Here is a 17,594-nt window from a genome sequence, read left to right on the forward strand (position 1 = left end):
ATCGGAAGGAGCAGAGGTCATGAGCGAGATCATCGCGGGGGTGGAGATTCCTGAAACGGCAGCGGTCGCCGAGGCCACCCGCCTCATGCAGGAGATGACCAGCCCCCTCCTCTACCACCACTCCCGGCGCGTTTTCGTCTTCGGCGCCTTGCATGCTCACAGGCTCGGCCTGGAGCCCGACCCGGAGCTTCTCTACCTGTCCGCCATGTTTCACGACACCGGCCTTTTGACGCCGTTTTCCGACGTTGAGCAGCGCTTCGAGGTCGATGGAGCCGACCAGGCACGCAAGTTCATGCTCGACCGCGGTTTCCCGGCCTCGGCGGCCGACGTGGTGTGGACGGCGATCGCGCTGCACACGACCCCGGGAATTCCCGGGCGGATGGGCCCGGAGATCGCCATCACGAATCTGGGGGTTCTGACCGACGTGCTCGGCCTGGGCCTGAACGAGCTGGAACGCAGCCAGGTGGACGAGATCACCGCCATCCATCCGCGGGGCGACTTCAAGAACGAGTTTTTGCAGGCCTTCGTCGAGGGACTCAAGCACCGCCCGGAGACCACGAACGGAACCGTGAACTCGGATGTGCTGGAGCATTTCATTCCCGGCTTCCAGCGCACCACCACGGTCGAGCGCATCATGGGCGCTCCCTGGCCGAGCTGATCAAGGCGCCACAAAAAGGCAACGTGATGAGACGCGTGAGTCGCCCCCGCGACGGGCGTCGTCTCGGGCGAGGCGCAGCCTTCGCCGTGCTGGCCTGCGCCACTGTGGTGATGATGGCCACGGCAAGCGCACCGTCACCGATCTATCCGCTGTACCGGGAGCGTTGGGGTCTGTCGGTCACGATGCTGACAGTGATCTTCGCGGTGTATGTCGTGGGTCTGCTCGGTGCCCTGCTGACGGTCGGATCGCTGAGCGACCAGCTGGGGCGCCGCCCGGTGCTGGTCGCCGCCCTTCTGGTGGCGGCGGCCAGCACGGCGGTTTTCTGGACGGCCGACGGCGTCGTCTCCCTCCTGATCGCCCGGGTGGTGCAGGGCATCGCCACGGGGACGGCCACGGGCGCTCTTGCCGCCGGACTGGTCGAGCTCTCACCCAAGAGACGTCCGCAGCTGGGGCCCACGACGACGGCGGTGGGCACGAGTATCGGCATGGCCACCGGCGCCGGAGTGGTGGGGCTGCTGGTTCAGTCGACCTCACGCCCCGATGCGTATGTCTTTCCCGTCCTGACGCTGACCTTCGTCGTTCTGGCCGCGGTCGTCCTCACGATCCCTGGGACCCTCGTCTCGCGAGCGATGGGACTGGCGTCGTTGCGACCGAGTGTCCGGGTTCCTCGGGAAGTGCGGCCGGAGTTCTTCCCCTCCGTTCCCGCCCTGGTCGCGGGGTGGTCCGTCACGGGTCTGTTCCTCGCGCTCACTCCGTCCCTGGTGAGCAATGTCCTGCATGTGCGGTCCGGCGCTGCGGGCGGGCTCAGCATCGCGGCGCTGTTTCTGGCCAACAGCGTGGGCGGGTTGTGGTCCGTTCGGCATACGGCACGGCTCGCCACCTTGCTGGGGGCGGTTCTCCTGACTCTGGGTGCGTCCGGGCTGGCGGTGGCCATCGCTGTTGCGTCGCCGGCCATATACGTGGGCGGGTCATCGCGGGGCTGGGCGTCGGCCTGACGTTCAACGGCAACCTCCGCGCCATCAGCGCGGTCACCACCGCGAACTCGCGGTCGGAGGTCTTCTCGGCCGTCTACGTGATCAGCTATGCGGCGTTGAGTCTTCCGGCCCTCGCGGCCGGGCTCGCGGCGCCCTCATGGGGGCTGGAGACCACGGGCTATCTGTCCGTCGGCTTCGTCGGGGCGCTGTCCTTGGGTGCGGCCCTGCACGCCGACAATCACGTGCTCACATGCCCACCGGCGATCCGATACGCACGGGCTGGGAAAGCGGACCTCACAGCGAACGGTCCCGCTGCTGAGCGCGCCGCACGCCCCACGCCGACACCATCCCCAAAGCAGCTTGATCAGGACTTACGGCTGCCGTGTCGGAGCGGGTCGGCTCGCTTCTGCGGAGCTGTCTTCGAAGATCCTGAGACCGAAATAGCTACGCTGCATCCGCAAACTGGAGGAGGTTGCGATCTGCATGGGTGACGGGCACGGGCCCGGAGGGTCTGAGCAGGAGGACCCGCTCGGAGCCGAATGGGAGAGGCACCGGGGCGCGGTCTTCGGTGTGGCCTACCGGCTGCTGGGGACTGTGGCCGATGCCGAGGATGTCACCCAGGACGTGTGGCTGCGGGCGGCCGGAGCGGATCTGCAGGACATCGATGATCTGCGGGCCTGGCTGGTGACGGTGGCCGCGCGACGGTCGTACGACATCCTCAAGAGCGCCCGCTTCCGCCGGGAGACCTATGTCGGTCCGTGGCTGCCGGAGCCGCTGCTGACAGGGCCGGACGCGTCGCAGCCGGTCCTCGTCGACGAGTCCGTCAGCTCGGCGATGCTCCTGATCATGGACGAGCTGAGCCCGCCGGAGCGGGTGGCCTTCGTCCTGCAGGATGTCTTCGGCCTGGAGTTCGGCCGGATCGCCGAAGTGCTGGACGTCTCCGTGCCGGGTGCCCGGCAGCTCGCCTCGCGGGCGCGACGGCGGGTGGCCAAGGCGAAGCAGTCCACGCCGCAGGCGTCGAAAGCCGAGCGCGAACGCGTCCTCACGGTCTTCCGCGCCGCCTACGAGGCCGGAGACCTGGAGGGTCTGGTCAGGCTCCTCCACCCGGACGCCGTCTACGTCACCGACGGCGGCGGCAAGGTCTTGGCGGCACGCAAACTCATCCACGGCGGCGAGCGCGTCGCCGAAGTCATGGTGCGTACGGGGCGCCAGTGGCACCCGGACCGTATCGACTTCGCCGAGGTCGGCGGCGAGCTCGCCCTCGTGTTCCACCGGGAAGGCCGGGTCTACTCCGTCGACACGGTCCAGATCACAGATGGTCTGATCACCGCGTACCGCAGGGTCCTCAATCCCGACAAACTCGTGCGTGTCTGAGCTGTCACACCCGGAGGGGCTACCTCGTCTGCCTGATGAGAACGCACAACGGGCGACGAAGGAAGACGCCAGAGCAGGTGAGATCGATCATGCGGCACGGCATACATCCACCTGCAGCCGCTACGAGCCCTGCGCGCGAGCGGGCTGTGCGCTCGGGTCGCCCCTCCCAGTAAGGATCTGTATGCAAGCCATCACAGTGCGAGACCGTGACGCCGGTCTTGCCGGGATGTCCCTGACGGACATGCCCCACCCCCATGCGGCCGAGAACGACGTCATCGTCCGGGTGCACGCCGCCGGCTTCACCCCTGGCGAGCTGGACTGGCCCGCCACGTGGACCGATCGCGGCGGCCGCGACCGGACGCCGAGCGTGCCCGGGCACGAGCTGTCCGGTGTCGTCGTAGAGCTGGGGTACGGCACCACCGGCCTGAGCGTCGGACAGCGGGTGTTCGGCCTGGCCGATTGGACCCGTAACGGCTCGCTCGCCGAGTACACCGCGGTGGAGGCCCGCAACCTCGCCCCGCTGCCGGCGGACATCGACGACACCGTGGCCGCCGCGCTGCCGATCTCCGGGCTGACCGCCTGGCAGGGCCTGTTCGACCACGGCCGCCTCACCACAGGCCAGACCGTCCTGATCCATGGTGCCGCGGGCGGCGTCGGCTCGATCGCGGTACAGCTCGCCCGCGAGGCCGGCGCCCGCGTCATCGGCACCGGCCGCGCCTCAGGCAGGGACATGGCACTCGCACTCGGCGTCGACACCTTCATCGACCTGCAGACCGAGAAGCTGGAGGACGCCGGCGAGGCCGACGTCGTGTTCGACGTGATCGGCGGCGACATCCTCGACCGCTCGGCCGCCCTCGTCCGGGCCGGTGGCACGCTCGTCTCCATCGTCATGCCGCCCAAGGTCCACCCCAAGGACGGGCGTGCAATCTTCTTCGTCGTCGAACCCGACCGCGCCCGGCTCGCCGACCTCGCCAAGCGGCTGAGGGACGGCCGGCTCAAGCCGCTCGTCGGTGCGGTGCGGCCACTCGCCGAGGCAGCCGCCGCGTTCGCCCCCGGCAAGCGCACCCCGGGCAAGACGATCATCCGCGTCACGGAACACTGAATCAGGAGACCCATCGTGATCGGAATGCGAATCGCCACCGGCTTCCTGGCCGTCGCCACGCTGACGGCGGCCACGGCCTGCTCGACCTCGGACCAGCCCACCCACGCCAGGGGCACGACCGCGGCCATGGCATCGCCTGCGGCCAGGGCATCAACACGCCCCACCGAAACCCTCAAGCCGCTGCTCCAGCAGGCCCTTCCGAATGTGAAGGGCAAGACGTTCACCTCGGCAATCGTGGACTTCCCGCCCAACGCAAGCGCGCTGCCGCACCGGCACGGCCAGGCGTTCGTCTACGCCTACGTCCTCGAAGGCACCGTGCGCAGCCAGCTCGCCGGCAAGCCCGCGACTACCTACCACCAGGGCGAGAACTGGGTCGAGCAGCCGGGCGCCCACCATGTCCTCACCGAGAACACCAGCCCGACCGAACGGGCCAGGCTCCTGGTCGTCTTCGTCTCCAACACCGGAGAAAAACTCAAGGTCGACGATCAGGCGTCGTAGCCCGCGGCACGCAGCGGGCGGCACCGCCCCGCCCACCACTCGGCCCCTGCCAAACACACCCGACCGACCGGCCCCCCATGCACGCCAAGTGCGCGGCGCAGGCCACCCGAACGAATCGAAGGAATCATGACCGACCCCCAGCGCATCAACATCGGCAAGCAGCACCCGGCCGCCTACAAGACCCTCATCGCCCTGTCGTCACAGGTGGAAGAGGCCACCGCCGCAGCGGGCCTCGACCCGCTCCTGGTCGAACTGCTGAGGATCCGCACCTCCCAGATCAACGGCTGCTCGTTCTGCCTGCGCATGCACACCCGTGACGCCCTCAAGAAGGGCGAAAACCCTGACCGGATCGCCGTGCTGCCCGCCTGGGCAGAGACCGGCTACTTCTCCGAGACGGACCGCGCCGCCCTCCGCCTGACCGAGGCGATCACACGCGTGCCGGACGGACACGTCAGCGACGAGGACTTCAACGCCGCCGCGGCCGTACTCACCGCAGACCAGGTCTCGGCAATCGCCTGGCTGGCAACCGTGATGAACGCCTTCAACCGCGTCGCGATCACCAGCCGGTATCCCGTCGGCAGCTGACCTCGACGGTGACACCGGCGGTGATACGGGCTGCCGCAGCCTCCCCCGTCGTGAAGGTAATGGTGGAATCACTCGGGCAGCTTGTGCGAGCTGCCCCGGCCCACACAAGCGCGGAGGCCTTCGACGGCGTACCTGCACGGGAAACGGCCAGGGGAGCCAGGTCGAGGCGCTTGTCCATGTCGAGGTGGAAGGTGCCGTACGGGTTGGCGTTGGACCAGAACGGGTCGGTCAGGCCGCGCCGGTCCATCCGATCCCTGAGCAGTGGTAGTCGAACGTGGTTCCCGGTGGGGTGATCCTGGTCGGGTGAGAGCATGGAGACGGGGCCTCCTGAACAGCTCGTGGGTGTCGAATCCGTAGAGCATCAGGAGGCCCTGTGCGGCAGACTTCGGTGTCGGTGGCTGGGCGGTCCAACTCGGCTGCTCCATCGTGTGATTGCCTCGCGCACGTGTACGGGAACGCGGCGGACTGGCCCCAGCGGCAGCGTCGGTATCCGTCGGACTTGACGGATACCGAGTGGGCGGCGATCCGGCCGCTGCTGCCGGTGCCGGGCTGGCTGCGCGGTCGGAGAGGCCGGCCGGAGGGATACTGCCACCGCGCGATGCTCGATGCGCTCCGCTATCTCGTGGACAACGGCATCAAGTGGCGGGCGATGCCCGCCGACTTCCCACCGTGGGACCGGGTATACGCGTTCTTCCGTCGCTGGCGCGACCACAGCCTGGTGAAAGAGCTCCACGACCGGTCGCGCGGCCGGGGGGTACGCGAGAAGCTGGGCCGGGAGGCGGAGCCGACGGCTGGTGTGATCGACTCGCAGTCCATCAAGGCGGACGCCGTTGTCGGCGCCGACAGCCGTGGGTTCGACGGCGGCAAGCTGATCAACGGACGCAAGCGACACGACGTGGTCGACACGCTCGGGCCTGCTTCTGGGCGTGATGGTCACCGCCGCGGATGTCGGCGACCGCGCCGCTGCCCAGGTCCTGCTCGAGCAGGTGGTCGGTGCCCACCACCGCCTCGCCCTCATCTGGGCTGATGGCGGCTACACCGGCAGCCTCGTCGAGTACTGCCTGGCCGCGTTCGCCCTGGTGCTGGCGATCGTCAAACGCAGCGACGACGTACGTGGCTTCGTGGTGCTGCCCAAGCGGTGGATCGTCGAGCGTCTTTTCGCCCACCTGATGCGCAGTCGCCGCCTGGTGCGCGACTTCGAACGCCGCACGACCAGCGCCGAGGCGATGGTCTACTGGTCGATGACCCTGCTCATGACGCGCCGACTTGCCCGCTGACGCCGCGGGCGAACGTGAAGCGGCCCGGCGTATCCTCGGCCAGCCAGCCGCGCGCGACCAGGCGTTTCGCCTTCGACCGCAGAGCCTCCACCCGCGCCGGCACCACCTCCATACCGAACAGTGCGGCCATCTCCTGGCAGGTCAGCGGCCCCTGTCCGAGCCGGGACCGGTCCGCGAGTGTCTTAAGGATGCGCTGGTAGTCGACCGACAGCGCCGACCAGGCCAGCCCTTCGCGCCACACCGGCACCTGCGGCTTCTGCTTCGTCGAGGCCGTCACCGGCGACATGGCATCGTCCGCGATCCCGGCGCCAGCAGGCGCCGACAGCAGCACACTGACCCGTTGGCGGGCGATCATCCACTCCTGCCATTCCTGCTCGGCCGCGGCCAGTTCGGCCTGAATGCGGTCGGCTTCCTCACGCAGCTCGTCCACCCGACGGCGAGCGGCGAGCTCGTGCTCTTCCAGCAGTCCGATCACCGACGGCATGCCCGACCTCCACAGGAGCGACGAAACGATGAGCCACCACTCCCACCCTGCCGCCACCCTTATGTCTGACAGCAGAAACGCAATCCTCAAGCTTGGAAAGACAACAGCTTCGAAGGGGCAGGGTCGGCACGGCCTCGGCGAGGGCAACACAGACGGGGTACCCCAGGGCCGGCCTGCGGCGGTCGAGCCGGGGATGTGCGCAGGCCTACGCTGCGCGGCCCCGGCGGTGCGCCTGGTGTCTGGCTTGCCGCCGCCGGGCCTGTGATGGGCGGGCTCCCGCTCAGGAGGACGACGCGCAGATTACGCCTGGGCGTCCTAGCATCCCTCCTTCGAGTGGCGCGCTCCGACCCTCGCAACCCCCGCCGCGGTCGCGCGTTGGCCACAACGACACACTCCGGGACTCCGTGCACACCAACCCCTGAGCCCCTGTCACCCCGCTCCCCGCCGTCCCCTCGACCGGCCGGCGGGGAGCCCGCACAGGCGGCCCCGCCACCCCCCACGGCCCGGCCGACAGGGGTGCGCCCAGCCGGGCCTGTGGAGCGCCGGGATGCGCGGATCGGTCATGAGCGAGGTGTGCCGGGCCCACCCGTGGGCGTCCGGTCCGCCGGGTCGGGCTCGATGGTGAAGACGCCGGCAGTATGGGAGAGCCGCAGCAGCCGGGCCAGGGCATGCGGGACCGCGCACAACCGCAACTCGGCGCCGGTGACCCTGGCCGCGCGGGCGGCGGCCAGCAACGCGGAAAGCCCGGTGCAGTCGATGAACGACAGACGGGAGCAGTCCACCACGACGCGCCCGTGACGGCTCAGGGCCTCGCGCAAGGTGGCGCGGACGGTGGGGGCGCTGCACAGGTCGAGGTCCCCGGCCACGCTCACCCGGCAGCTGCCGGGACCGGTGGCCTTAACGCCCACGTGGATCGTGTCGTACACCGGCGCCCCCTTCCCACTGCGCTGCCGCGCCCACGGGTAGGCCCTGGTTCAAGGAAACTCCCAGACCAGGGACCCTGTCCACCCACGGCAGGGCGCCAGGGAATCGACTCGGGCGCTTCGTCACGGTGCACACCCCCGAGCCTCTGCTACCCGCTCCCCGCCAATCTCCTCGACCAGGTGGCGGGAAGCCCCCTCCCACACGACCTGGCTGCGCCACGCGCCGCGCCCCCGCAACGGACATGAACAGGACCCACGAAGCGATGGTGCGCCGGGCCAATCCGGAACGGCGCAGCCCCCGTCGAAGAAGCCGTGACCGGCCACGGCAACGGCTCATTCGAACCAAGAGGCGAGCGCTGCCGAGGGCGTGTGCCGCTTTTGACGGGGCGAAATGGGGCCGTAGGCCCGCGACGGGGCGAGGGCGGGGCCGCGGGCCCACGGCGTCAGGAGTCCGGTTACCGGAAAACGAACAGATGCCCCCGGTCCGGGGATTGTGGGCACCACGGGGGCATCTGCCAGCCACTCCTACGGGAGCGCTCGGAGTTGACCCGGCCAATGTGCCCGCCCTCACCGGCGCACCCCGCATCTGACGCGGCGTGTCGCGGTGATACACCCGTTTTGCTCACCCATGGAGCCTTGTGCCGGACCAGCAGCGCCGCGGCAACAGGAACGGTCGGCGTGTCCTGAGGCTTCGCAGCGTCCTGCCCGACCCGCTGCCGTACGTTTTCCACGGCTGTCCGGCCCCCGCCCAGTCTTCTCCGGGAGCCGGCGGCCACCAGACACTTCGGCAGCTACCCCACGGCCGCTACGCCGACCGTGCAGCGGCCCGCCGCGTGCGCGGACGCCCGCCCCGGCACGGCATACGACACGGCGCCCTGCCGCTCGAGCCCCACCCGGCACCAGCCGTGCACCGCCCCGAAGCCGAGAGCCTCCTGGACGACAGGGACAGGGCGCAAACCACGGGGCAACCGCCGGTCGGCAGGTCACCCCGCACAGCTCGATCGAGAACGGCGCGCAGACAGCCACAGCGAAGAGAGTCAGGGCGCGGTCACGACCGCATCGTCAAGGATTTCCTGCAGAACACATCAGACGAACCTAAGAGATCATCTCAATTGGTGAGTCTGCGGTAGCAGATGAGAGTGCAGGCGATGCTGGTGAAGGCCAGGAAGTGGATTGCCTGCCGCTCGTAGCGACGGTAGAGACGTCGGCATCCGGCGAGCCAGGCCATGGTGCGTTCGATGGTCCACCGGTGGCGCCCCAGCTTCTGTGACGTCTCAACTCCCTTGCGAGCGATGGGCGGTGTGATATGGCGCAAGCGGAGCCATTGCCGCAGGTGACGGTTGTCGTAAGCCTTGTCGGCGTGAAGCTTGGCGGGGCGCCGACGGCGTGGACCGCGCCGGGATCTGATCGGTGGGATGCCGCGCACGAGCGGTTCGAGGGCCTGGCTGTCATGAAGGTTGGCGCCGGAGATGCCGACGGAAAGCGGCAGTCCGGTCCGCTCGTGATCGCTTGGGGACGGCTAGTTCGACGGTCCCGGCGCGGGTGTCCCACTCGCGTGGGCGGTAGCCGTTGCGGTGGTTGACGCGTTCGTCGCTGACCTGCCCGTATTTATTCGGCGTTGCAGAGGGCATCTGCCTCGGCAGACATGGGCGCGTCGGCGAACGTTTTGACCATCGCGCGCAACAGATCCGGACTCGCCGCGGCGAGGTTGTCTTCCGCGAGGACATGCAGGGGCAGACTGTCTGGTGCGGTCATCGTGCTGATCTCCTTCGAGGCTTCGACACTTCGAAGATCAGCCGGTGGCCGTTCGTCTATGCGGATCTCATTCCCATGCCGGAGCAAACCCCCGGATCAGGTCGAACCCGTACACCACTTCCCTGGACGCAACCGCCCCGCACCGGGCCTTCGGAGAGGGACCGACCGGGTTTTGGCGTTGGATCGGCGATCTTGGGGATACCGGTTCAGTTACTCCTGCTGTACCACCTGGTCAAGGGACCGCTTGCTGTGGCGCCGAGAGGTCAGACGCGGAGCAGGTCGGTCGAGAATGTCCAGAGGCGCTTGGCGGTGGCGGGATCGAGCGCCCATTCCTTGACAGCGTGCGGGTGCTGCGCGAGGTCGGCGTCGTTCGGCACGGTGTATGCCTCTTGTGAATCGTCGAGGTAGTGGCCTCCGGAGTGAGCGAACTCCGGGGCGACGGCCGCGACGATGCTGGTGGCGGCCCCCTGCTCGACCGTTTTGTACGTGAAGACCCCGGCGGCTTCGGCCGCATCGAGCGACTCCTTCTGTTGCGGTGTGAAGTTCCGCTGCAGTCCCGTCGCGACACCGCCGGGGTTCACCGCATTGGCGACGATGCCGTCGGACGCCCAGAGGCGAGTCGCCTCGACGGCGAAGAGAGAGTTCGCTGTCTTCGACTGGGCGTAGGCAATCTGCGGGTCGTAGCTGCGACGCTCGAAGTGGAGGTCGTCGAAGTCGATGCCGGAACGCATGTGCGCCGTCGAACTGACCGAGACGATCCGTGCTCCGTCGCGGTCGGCCGCTCCCAGGGCCAGGGCGTCATGAAGGCCGGCGGCCAGGGCGAAGTGACCGAGATGGTTCGTCGCGAATTGCAGCTCCCAGCCCTCACGTGTTCGTTCGAGGCCACCAGTGACCACGCCCGCGTTGTTGATCAGCAGGTGAAGCGGGCCGCCCCACGCGTCAACGAAGCGCGTGACGGCGGTCCTGTCGGCAAGGTCGAGCCGGACGACTCGGGGCCGGATCCCTCCGGTCGACTTCGTGATCGCCTCAGCGACGGCGTCACCCGCAGTCGTGTTCCGGACGGCGAGCGTCACCTCCGCCCCGGCAGCGGTCAGCACACGAGCCGTCTCGATCCCGATTCCGGAGGAAGCTCCCGTCACGATCGCGCGGACGCCGGTGAGGTCGATGTCCCGCAATACCTCGTCCGCGGTGCTGGAGGCGGTGAAGGGCCTGGCGATGGGTTCGCGAGTAGACATGGCGGTGACTATACGTACTAGACTTGATTTGTATAGTGCGCTTCTTGCTCGTATGCTCGTTTCATGAGCAGTCCCGATGTTGGCCACCCGCCGTCGACAGTCGCCGATACCGACCGTCGGACCATGGTTCTGGACTCCGCCATGGTCACCTTCGCGCGATTCGGTTACAGGAAGACCTCGATGCAGGACGTGGCTCGGGCGGCGCACATCTCCCGGCCCGGGCTCTACTTCCTCTTCTCCTCGAAGGAGACTCTGTTCCGCGCCGCGGTCACCCAGGCCCTGGAGCGGGACATCACAGCGGTCGAACACGTCCTGGCCGACACCGGCCGACCCCTTCCAGAGCGCCTCGCCGAAGCGTTCGACCAGTGGGCGGGCCGATACATCGGCCCGCTGACGCGCGATGTCTCAGTGGTCATCGAGGACAACCCCGACCTCCTCGGAGAGATCACCGAGACCACGCCGCGACGTTTCGAGGAACTGATCACACAAGCGATCGCCGTCGAGTCAGGACGAGAGGCGGCCCCCCCTGTCGCACAGACGATGATCAGCGCATCGATCGGCCTCAAGCATCAGGCAGCATCACGGGAGTTCTACCTCGAACGACTGAAGGTCGCCATCGATCTCCTGGTGCGCTGAAGACGCTTACCGAAGCCGCGGGAGAGAGCCCGGCCGCCTCGTAGGCCCGCGGTCTCTCGGACGGCGACGACAGAGCCGCCCGTCGAGGCCGAATCGGCCGACTCGGCAGGTCCGGCCACCCGGCTGATGCGTTTTCAGTCAGCGAGACGAGCTGATCGCCGTCGTGGAATCTGGTAGCGGCCTAAAGGGGAACCCGTCCGCCAGCCTGGTGTTTCCGACCCAGAACGAGTGGGCTCGGACCGGCTGACCGCATGGTGTGGGTGCCGGTGCCCCGCGCGCTTCAACTGGAGTACGCGCGAGTTCCCCATGGGTCCCGAGAGCACGATCGATGGATGTCAGCAGGTAGGAGACCGTTGTTCGAGGCATCCCTCAACGGTGTGAGGTTCTCGCAGTTACTCCCAGATTCCAGGAGCGTCGCTCGTAATCTGCAGATATATGGGGGATTTCGAAACCCGCACCCCGACATCGGGGCAGCCGTCGGACGGGCTGGCCGAGGTCTTCTCCCTGCACACCCATCGAGCTGGCCGCGCCGGGCAGCAGGACGAGCGGTCGTACTTCTTCGACACGCTTGCGGAGTACCAGTGGGCGCGTGACGCGGCCGGGCTGATGCCGTCCTCGATCGACCAGCTGGTCAAACCGGTACTGGAAATCTGCGAGCACTACGACCTCGTGCCGTGGCAACTGACCCCGACGCTGCTCGACCGATACTTCGCGGGGCCCGGGAAGCGTGCACGGCCGACGGTCCGCACGAAGATCAACAAGATCGATGCGTACTTCGCGTTCCTGGAACAGCGCTACGCCGGCGAGATCCATCGCCGGTTCGGCACCGCGGTGGAGTCGCCGGTCGATCCGTTCAACCGGCCACGTCATCGTGGTGACTTCGGGCTGCGGGTGCCTCCCTCGCAGCGGGCGATGCGCGAGTTCTTCGCCGCGTGGCGCGATGCGCTGCCGCGGGCCCGCAAGCCGGCGATCGCGTGCCGGGACTATGTGATGGCCAAGCTCGACTACCTGTCCGGGGTGAGGGCGTCCGAGCTGTGCGGGGTCGGTCTGTGCGATGTGCACTGGGAGTTGGGCAAGTGGGGCCGGTTCGTCGTACAGGGCAAGGGCGCCCGCGGCTCAGGGCCCCGGCCGCGCGAGGCTTTCATGTTCCAGGAGGGCCGTGAGCTCCTGTGGTGGTACGTCGAGGAGGTCCGCGGCCTCTTCCACGACGACCCGGAGCATCCGCTGGCCCCGCTGTTCCCCTCCGAGCGGCTGCCGGTGGAGCTCGCAGCGGCGAACATACCGGTCGCCGCCGCGATCACCCCGGGGACCTTCCGCCGGAACCTCAAGGCGGCCTCGCTGCTGTACCTGCCGGGGCCGGTGGGCGAGTTGTACATCGCCGCAGATCAGCTACACCGGCATGCGCTCCGCCTTCGATCAGATCGGGCTCCTGCCCCGCCAGTTGTGGACCGACCGCGTGCTCGACGAAGCCCGCGAGACGGCCGACCCGATCTGCCTCGTACGGCTCTTCGGTATCCACCCCAGGGTCGCCGTGAAGTACGTGCACGCGGCGCATCCGGACAAGGCGCTGCCTCGAATCCGCTGACCGGGCGACAATCCCGCGAGCACCGCTGAGAGGGTGGAACACGTCGACCATGGTCGAAACCTGGCAGCTACCGGAACCGATGCTGGCGACGCCCACCGAGGACCCGGTGTTGCCGGCCAGCCACGCAGCCGAACCCAAATGGGACGGTTTCCGGGCTTTGGTGGGCCGGTGGGCGGACGGTCATATCCAGATTCGCTCGCGCAGCGGCGGCAATCTAGGTGCCACATTCCCCGAGCTGGCTGCCGCCGCTGCAGGTCTGCCAGACGGCCCTTGGTCTGCCCGGCGCCCCGGGCGCCCCGCTCCCGGAACTGCACCGAGATCGAGAGGAGGGCGACCAGGGGCATGGAGCACCGGACGTCACGTTGGCTGTGTGTCCTCCTGAAGGCGAGGGAACAGCGGCTCAGTCGCGGGCAGACGCCCCTCGACCGGTGTCAGCCGTTCGGTAATCCGCGTCGCGGCATCTGGGATGAAAGGGCGCAGTTCATCGACCAGCACACGACATGCGGCGACCAGCGTGGCGAGGACGGTGTCGAGCCGCTTCGCTGCTTCGCTGTCGCCCTTCCGCTCTTCCCGAGACAGTTCCCATGGCCTGGTGGCGTCAATGCATCGATTGGCTTCCTCCACGATGTGCCAGACCGCATGGATGGCACGCCGGAAGTCGAAGTCGGCCAAGGCGGCATCGACGAGGCCGGGTGCCTTCCGGTAAACGCCCACCAGCGCCAGCCCACTGGAATTGTCAGGCGCAGAGGCGGGGATGATTCCGCCACGAAAGCGGTGAACCATGGTCACGATGCGGTGGACGAGGTTGCCCAGTCCTCCGGCGAAATCCGCATCCGCGCGGGCGGTCAAGCGGTCGGGAGTGAAGTCGGCGTCCCCGACTCGGGGTACATCGCGCAGGAGCCACCAGCGCACCGCGTCTGTGCCAAAGGTCGCGGCCAGCGCAGCCGGGTCGACGCTGGTTCCGGCCGACTTGCTGATCTTGCGGCCGTCGACGGTGAGGTAGTCGTGGACCAGGATGTCGGTGGGCAGCGGGAGGCCGGCCGACAGCAGCATGGCCGGCCAGTACACGGCGTGGAAGCGCACCACTCCCTTGCCGACCAGGTGGACGCGGCGCTCGCTGGTGGCCCACCACTGGTCGTATGCGCTGTCACCGGTGCCGTATCCGAGACTGGTGACGTAGTTGCCGAGGGCGTCCCACCACACATAGACGACCTGGCTCGGGTCGTCCGGCACGGGGATGCCCCAGCCGCGGGCGCGATTGTGAGAGCGGGAGACAGAAAAGTCGTGCAGGCCGCCTTCGATGAGGGCGAGGACCTCGTTGCGGCGAGCGGCGGGCTCGATGCGCAGTTCACCGCTCGAGATCAGCTGATGGAGGCGGTCGGCGTAACGGGACAGCCGGAAGAACCAGTTCTCCTCCGCGACGAGCTGAGGCTCGGTGCCGTGCTCGCCACACCGTCCATCGACCAGTTCGTCAGGGGTATAGAACTGTTCGCAGCCAACGCAGTACAGGCCTTCATACTCCTTGCGATACAGGTCACCAGACGCGGCGCACTGGCGCCACAGTCGTTCGACTCCGACGCGGTGACGCGGGTCGCTGCTGGTGCGGATGAAGTCGTCGAATGAGAGCGACAGTGGACCACGCAATGCGGCGAACGCGTCGGCGTTGCGGTCGACGAACGACTGCACGTCGACACCAGCCGCTTCGGCGGCCAGGACGTTCTTCAGAGAGTTGTCGTCGGTTCCGCTGAGCAGCCGGACCCGCTCGCCCCGTAGACGATAGTGACGAGCCAACGTGTCCGCTTGGACAAGCTCCAGGGCGAAGCCCAGGTGCGGGCGGGCGTTGACGTACGGAATAGTCGTGGTGATGTAGCGGCGTCGTGCGGTCATCGGTCCTCCTACCGGGTAGCGAGGCCTGGTCGCACAACAATCGAGGCCCCGTCCCGGGGCCTCGGATTCGGTACGCGTCCGTTCTCAGCAGCCCCGTCGAGGGGGCATCATCCAGTGCTGAGGCGAAAGCGTGATCATGCGTCCGAGCCTAGCAACAGAGCGAAGTCGCAGCACGCTATTTCCGCCCCGACCCGACTCGGCTACACGCTGGCCGAGAACCCGCCCATCGAGCCAGCAGTACGTCCAGGTGAGGTGCAAGTTCCTCACGTTCGACCATCAGGATTCTACGAACTCGCCCGCTTCTGTGTGGGATCTCCTGGCCCACCCCGAGCTCGGCGACGTGCGCGACCGCCCATACACCGAGCGGCGCGCCCACAAGGCCGGTCTGCCCACTGGCAGGAGGTCACCGCGCACGGCTGTGCTGCGGGTGCGATAGGCCATCGCGAGGCCGGCGGCGACTCGACCAAGCAAGGCCGGTGGAAGCCTGGGTCTGCTGTGGTCAAGCCTGAGCAACTCGACCGGGCCCAGCCCTGCGCGGAGAACCCGTGGCTGAAGCTGCGCGAGAAGCGAAAGGGCCAGGACGAAGGCCGCCGATGCTACGGCGACCGTCGCCGTCTACAACTACCTCGTCGACGAGTTCGTCTCTTGATCTATATTCTGCGGAGTTCGCGGTCCTCCGAGTACGGACGGGCGAGCGCGGCCTGCCAGCGGCCAGCTCGAAGATGCATGACTCGGTACTTCAGTCGCGTCAGGTACAGGCGCAGGCGGCGAGGGCTGCGCCTGCGGAGGGTGTCGGTCCGTAGATGACGCAACCATTCGATGCCGCTGGAGTCGGTGAACAGTACAACCGTTGGAATCAGCTTCTGTCCGTCCTCTGACCTGCGCGGGTACGAGAAGGTTTCGCCGGAAGCGGCGGCCACGATGCTGGACATTCCGAAGATGTCACCGGGGCCATGCCCGACGCCGATTTGAACGAATACGCGCACCTTGGAGATCGGGCGGGTGGTGGTGTTCAGGATGTGCACGATGCTTTCGTCGGAGCCGTACTCGATCCAGCACACGATCCCGACGGCCTGCTCCCGCTCCTCCTTCCGGCGATCGCGAAGCAGGATGTAGAAGCCCATCAGCAACGAGCCCCCGGTCAGGAAGGCGCTGATCCACGTGGGGACGGTTCCCATCTCGAGCCCAGTCATGACCTTGTTGTGCGCCCATAGAGGTTCGGAGAAACGGAAGTTGAGATGCCTCTGAGGCTTCGGCGCCATTCGGCGTGGGCGATGACACGACGGTTTGGCTGGACCGCGTCGGGGGCGTCCCAGAGGCCGGTGTCTGCGATGGCGTCCGCGGTGACTGGCGTGAAGGCTTCGCCGGTCTAAGAAGTCATCTCAATTGGTAAGTGCGCCTCCGCACGTGAGGGTCAGGATGTCCGGCCCAGGCGCCGTGGCTTGACCGTGATGTGAAACTTGCAGCATGGACATGGGGCGTGAGTCGCGGTGGGAAAAGGACGCAATGACGGTGGAGATCGTTTTCGCCCTGGTGACTGCCGTCGCGCTGGCTGCGGCGGTCTTCACCGTCGCTCTGACTCTCGCACTAGTCCTTGGCTTCTCTGGTTCAGCGAAGAAGGGCGTGTTGGTTGGGGGCGCAATGCTCGCAGCGACGGCCGGAATGCGGCGTCTGGTACGGGTGCTGCGTCGGTTCGACGAGCAGCGCCGAATGGGCCGCTGACTGCGGGCCTTCTCCTTGATGTCGGTAGCCTGCCGGCGTGGGGATCGTTGAGCGGCTGGTGCCGGATGAGCTGTGGGAGTTGTTCCAGCGCGTGGTGCCGGCGGCGCCGAGTCGACCTCAGGGAGGCGGCCGGCGCCGGCACGGTGACAGGGAGGTCCTGGCTGCGATCGTGTTCGTGGCCACCTCGGGCTGCACGTGGCAGCAGCTGACGGCCGCCTCGTTCGGACCGTCGGGACCCACCGCTCATCGGCGATTCACCGAGTGGTCGAAAGCCCGGGTGTGGGCGAAGCTCCATCGGCTGGTCCTCGACGAACTCGGCTCCCGGGGTGAACTGGACTGGTCTCGCTGCGCGATCGACTCGGTGAACATGCGAGCCCTGAAAAAGGACCTGACAGGTCCGAATCCGGTGGATCGGGGCAAGTACGACTCAAAGATCCACTTGATCACCGAGCGGACCGGACTGCCCCTGTCCGTAGGGATATCCGGTGCCAACCTGCACGACAGCCAGGCCCTCGAACCGCTCGTGCGAGGCATCCCGCCCATCCGCTCCCGTCGCGGTCCGCGCCGACGACGGCCGGCCAAACTCCACGCCGACAAAGGCTACGACTACGACCACCTGCGCCGAGGGTTACGCCAGCGCGGCATCCGGCACCGCATCGCCCGCAAAGGCATCGAGTTCTTCCCAGCGGCTGGGACGGCACCGCTGGACCATCGAACGCACCATGGCCTGGCTCGCCGGATGCCGCCGCTTGCACCGCCGCTATGAACGCAAAGCCGAACACTTCCTGGCCTTCACCAGCATCGCCTGCACTCTCATCTGCTACCGCAGACTCGCCAAATGAGATGGCTTCTAAGTGAAGGGCCGGCCCGCTCCCGTGAAGCGGGGCAGCCCCCACGAC

General features: G+C 67.8%; 19 protein-coding genes and 2 pseudogenes. 12 read left to right on the forward strand and 9 right to left on the reverse strand.

Annotation, left to right across the window (positions count from 1 at the left end):
* Positions 1–19: 19 nt before the first annotated feature.
* The 6 genes from OG456_RS45725 to OG456_RS45750 all read left to right on the forward strand — a co-directional run bounded on the left by OG456_RS45725 (position 20) and on the right by OG456_RS45750 (position 5,191).
* The gene (locus OG456_RS45725; protein ID WP_266571044.1) at positions 20–658 is read left to right on the forward strand and encodes an HD domain-containing protein; all 639 of its coding nucleotides are present in this window, start codon (positions 20–22) and stop codon (positions 656–658) included.
* Positions 659–744: 86 nt separating this feature from the next.
* Positions 745–1,653: an MFS transporter gene (locus OG456_RS45730; protein ID WP_266571045.1), complete on the forward strand. Its 909-nt coding sequence runs from the start codon at positions 745–747 to the stop codon at positions 1,651–1,653.
* 462 nt (positions 1,654–2,115) lie between these two features.
* Positions 2,116–3,006: an RNA polymerase sigma factor SigJ gene (sigJ, locus tag OG456_RS45735; protein WP_266571046.1), complete on the forward strand. Its 891-nt coding sequence runs from the start codon at positions 2,116–2,118 to the stop codon at positions 3,004–3,006.
* Positions 3,007–3,187: 181 nt separating this feature from the next.
* Positions 3,188–4,108, forward strand: coding sequence for an NADP-dependent oxidoreductase (locus OG456_RS45740; RefSeq protein WP_266571047.1), 921 nt, complete (start codon positions 3,188–3,190; stop codon positions 4,106–4,108).
* Between the two features lie 24 nt (positions 4,109–4,132).
* Entirely contained in the window at positions 4,133–4,606 is a 474-nt protein-coding gene (locus OG456_RS45745; protein ID WP_266571765.1) for a cupin domain-containing protein, read from the forward strand.
* 126 nt (positions 4,607–4,732) lie between these two features.
* Positions 4,733–5,191, forward strand: coding sequence for a carboxymuconolactone decarboxylase family protein (locus tag OG456_RS45750; RefSeq protein ID WP_266571048.1), 459 nt, complete (start codon positions 4,733–4,735; stop codon positions 5,189–5,191).
* Here the strand turns inward: OG456_RS45750 and OG456_RS45755 are convergent.
* Positions 5,163–5,504, reverse strand: a complete 342-nt coding sequence (locus tag OG456_RS45755; RefSeq protein ID WP_266571049.1) for a hypothetical protein — start codon at positions 5,502–5,504, stop codon at positions 5,163–5,165. The genes OG456_RS45750 and OG456_RS45755 overlap by 29 nt on opposite strands.
* A 228-nt stretch (positions 5,505–5,732) precedes the next feature.
* Between OG456_RS45755 and OG456_RS45760 the strand changes: the two genes are divergently transcribed.
* Positions 5,733–6,218, forward strand: coding sequence for a transposase (locus OG456_RS45760; protein ID WP_266571766.1), 486 nt, complete (start codon positions 5,733–5,735; stop codon positions 6,216–6,218).
* On the forward strand, positions 6,121–6,468 hold the full coding sequence (locus OG456_RS45765) for a transposase (RefSeq protein WP_266571767.1): 348 nt from the start codon (positions 6,121–6,123) through the stop codon (positions 6,466–6,468). The genes OG456_RS45760 and OG456_RS45765 overlap by 98 nt, the downstream gene beginning before the upstream one ends.
* Here OG456_RS45765 and OG456_RS45770 read toward each other — a convergent pair.
* The 6 genes and pseudogenes from OG456_RS45770 to OG456_RS45795 form a co-directional block, all read right to left on the reverse strand.
* Positions 6,443–6,952: a hypothetical protein gene (locus OG456_RS45770; RefSeq protein ID WP_266571050.1), complete on the reverse strand. Its 510-nt coding sequence runs from the start codon at positions 6,950–6,952 to the stop codon at positions 6,443–6,445. The two genes, OG456_RS45765 and OG456_RS45770, sit on opposite strands and share 26 nt — an antisense overlap.
* Before the next feature lie 560 nt (positions 6,953–7,512).
* On the reverse strand, positions 7,513–7,878 hold the full coding sequence (locus OG456_RS45775; RefSeq protein WP_266571051.1) for an STAS domain-containing protein: 366 nt from the start codon (positions 7,876–7,878) through the stop codon (positions 7,513–7,515).
* A gap of 1,105 nt (positions 7,879–8,983) precedes the next feature.
* A pseudogene (locus OG456_RS45780) lies at positions 8,984–9,376 on the reverse strand (IS5 family transposase); the annotation flags it as partial.
* Between the two features lie 7 nt (positions 9,377–9,383).
* A pseudogene (locus tag OG456_RS45785) lies at positions 9,384–9,482 on the reverse strand (transposase); the annotation flags it as partial.
* Position 9,483: 1 nt separating this feature from the next.
* The gene (locus OG456_RS45790) at positions 9,484–9,630 is read right to left on the reverse strand and encodes a hypothetical protein (protein WP_266571052.1); all 147 of its coding nucleotides are present in this window, start codon (positions 9,628–9,630) and stop codon (positions 9,484–9,486) included.
* A 263-nt stretch (positions 9,631–9,893) separates the two neighbouring features.
* Positions 9,894–10,865, reverse strand: coding sequence for an SDR family NAD(P)-dependent oxidoreductase (locus OG456_RS45795; RefSeq protein ID WP_266571053.1), 972 nt, complete (start codon positions 10,863–10,865; stop codon positions 9,894–9,896).
* A gap of 123 nt (positions 10,866–10,988) precedes the next feature.
* Between OG456_RS45795 and OG456_RS45800 the strand changes: the two genes are divergently transcribed.
* Both OG456_RS45800 and OG456_RS45805 read left to right on the forward strand, forming a co-directional pair.
* The gene (locus tag OG456_RS45800; RefSeq protein ID WP_266571054.1) at positions 10,989–11,501 is read left to right on the forward strand and encodes a TetR/AcrR family transcriptional regulator; all 513 of its coding nucleotides are present in this window, start codon (positions 10,989–10,991) and stop codon (positions 11,499–11,501) included.
* A gap of 435 nt (positions 11,502–11,936) precedes the next feature.
* Complete coding sequence (locus OG456_RS45805) at positions 11,937–13,115, forward strand: site-specific integrase (protein ID WP_266571055.1); 1,179 nt, start codon at positions 11,937–11,939, stop codon at positions 13,113–13,115.
* Between the two features lie 328 nt (positions 13,116–13,443).
* Here OG456_RS45805 and metG read toward each other — a convergent pair whose 3' ends face one another.
* Both metG and OG456_RS45815 read right to left on the reverse strand, forming a co-directional pair.
* The gene (metG, locus tag OG456_RS45810; protein ID WP_266571056.1) at positions 13,444–14,973 is read right to left on the reverse strand and encodes a methionine--tRNA ligase; all 1,530 of its coding nucleotides are present in this window, start codon (positions 14,971–14,973) and stop codon (positions 13,444–13,446) included.
* A 650-nt stretch (positions 14,974–15,623) separates the two neighbouring features.
* On the reverse strand, positions 15,624–16,166 hold the full coding sequence (locus OG456_RS45815) for a hypothetical protein (protein WP_266571057.1): 543 nt from the start codon (positions 16,164–16,166) through the stop codon (positions 15,624–15,626).
* Positions 16,167–16,440: 274 nt separating this feature from the next.
* On the opposite strand from OG456_RS45815, the gene OG456_RS45820 reads away from it, so the two are divergent.
* Complete coding sequence (locus tag OG456_RS45820; protein ID WP_266571058.1) at positions 16,441–16,695, forward strand: DUF6332 family protein; 255 nt, start codon at positions 16,441–16,443, stop codon at positions 16,693–16,695.
* A gap of 43 nt (positions 16,696–16,738) precedes the next feature.
* Positions 16,739–17,537, forward strand: a protein-coding gene (locus OG456_RS45825; protein WP_266571768.1) for an IS5 family transposase whose coding sequence is annotated in 2 segments (ribosomal slippage) — positions 16,739–17,368 and positions 17,370–17,537 — 798 coding nt in all. Because the reading frame shifts where the segments join, the coding sequence is not laid out codon by codon here.
* The last annotated feature ends 57 nt before the right edge of the window (positions 17,538–17,594 follow it).

This window comes from Streptomyces sp. NBC_01446, from assembly GCF_026340095.1.
GTDB lineage: Bacteria > Actinomycetota > Actinomycetes > Streptomycetales > Streptomycetaceae > Streptomyces > Streptomyces aureus.

Coding starts and splice junctions, on each gene's coding strand:
- sigJ (WP_266571046.1), top strand. CDS start 2,116: ATGGGTGACGGGCACGGGCCCGGAGGGTCTGAGCAGGAGGACCCGCTC.
- OG456_RS45770 (WP_266571050.1), bottom strand. CDS start 6,952: ATGCCGTCGGTGATCGGACTGCTGGAAGAGCACGAGCTCGCCGCTCGC.
- metG (WP_266571056.1), bottom strand. CDS start 14,973: ATGACCGCACGACGCCGCTACATCACCACGACTATTCCGTACGTCAAC.
- OG456_RS45815 (WP_266571057.1), bottom strand. CDS start 16,166: ATGACTGGGCTCGAGATGGGAACCGTCCCCACGTGGATCAGCGCCTTC.
- OG456_RS45805 (WP_266571055.1), top strand. CDS start 11,937: ATGGGGGATTTCGAAACCCGCACCCCGACATCGGGGCAGCCGTCGGAC.
- OG456_RS45820 (WP_266571058.1), top strand. CDS start 16,441: ATGGACATGGGGCGTGAGTCGCGGTGGGAAAAGGACGCAATGACGGTG.
- OG456_RS45745 (WP_266571765.1), top strand. CDS start 4,133: ATGCGAATCGCCACCGGCTTCCTGGCCGTCGCCACGCTGACGGCGGCC.
- OG456_RS45740 (WP_266571047.1), top strand. CDS start 3,188: ATGCAAGCCATCACAGTGCGAGACCGTGACGCCGGTCTTGCCGGGATG.
- OG456_RS45795 (WP_266571053.1), bottom strand. CDS start 10,865: ATGTCTACTCGCGAACCCATCGCCAGGCCCTTCACCGCCTCCAGCACC.
- OG456_RS45750 (WP_266571048.1), top strand. CDS start 4,733: ATGACCGACCCCCAGCGCATCAACATCGGCAAGCAGCACCCGGCCGCC.
- OG456_RS45725 (WP_266571044.1), top strand. CDS start 20: ATGAGCGAGATCATCGCGGGGGTGGAGATTCCTGAAACGGCAGCGGTC.
- OG456_RS45765 (WP_266571767.1), top strand. CDS start 6,121: ATGGTCACCGCCGCGGATGTCGGCGACCGCGCCGCTGCCCAGGTCCTG.
- OG456_RS45790 (WP_266571052.1), bottom strand. CDS start 9,630: ATGACCGCACCAGACAGTCTGCCCCTGCATGTCCTCGCGGAAGACAAC.
- OG456_RS45800 (WP_266571054.1), top strand. CDS start 10,989: ATGGTTCTGGACTCCGCCATGGTCACCTTCGCGCGATTCGGTTACAGG.
- OG456_RS45755 (WP_266571049.1), bottom strand. CDS start 5,504: ATGCTCTCACCCGACCAGGATCACCCCACCGGGAACCACGTTCGACTA.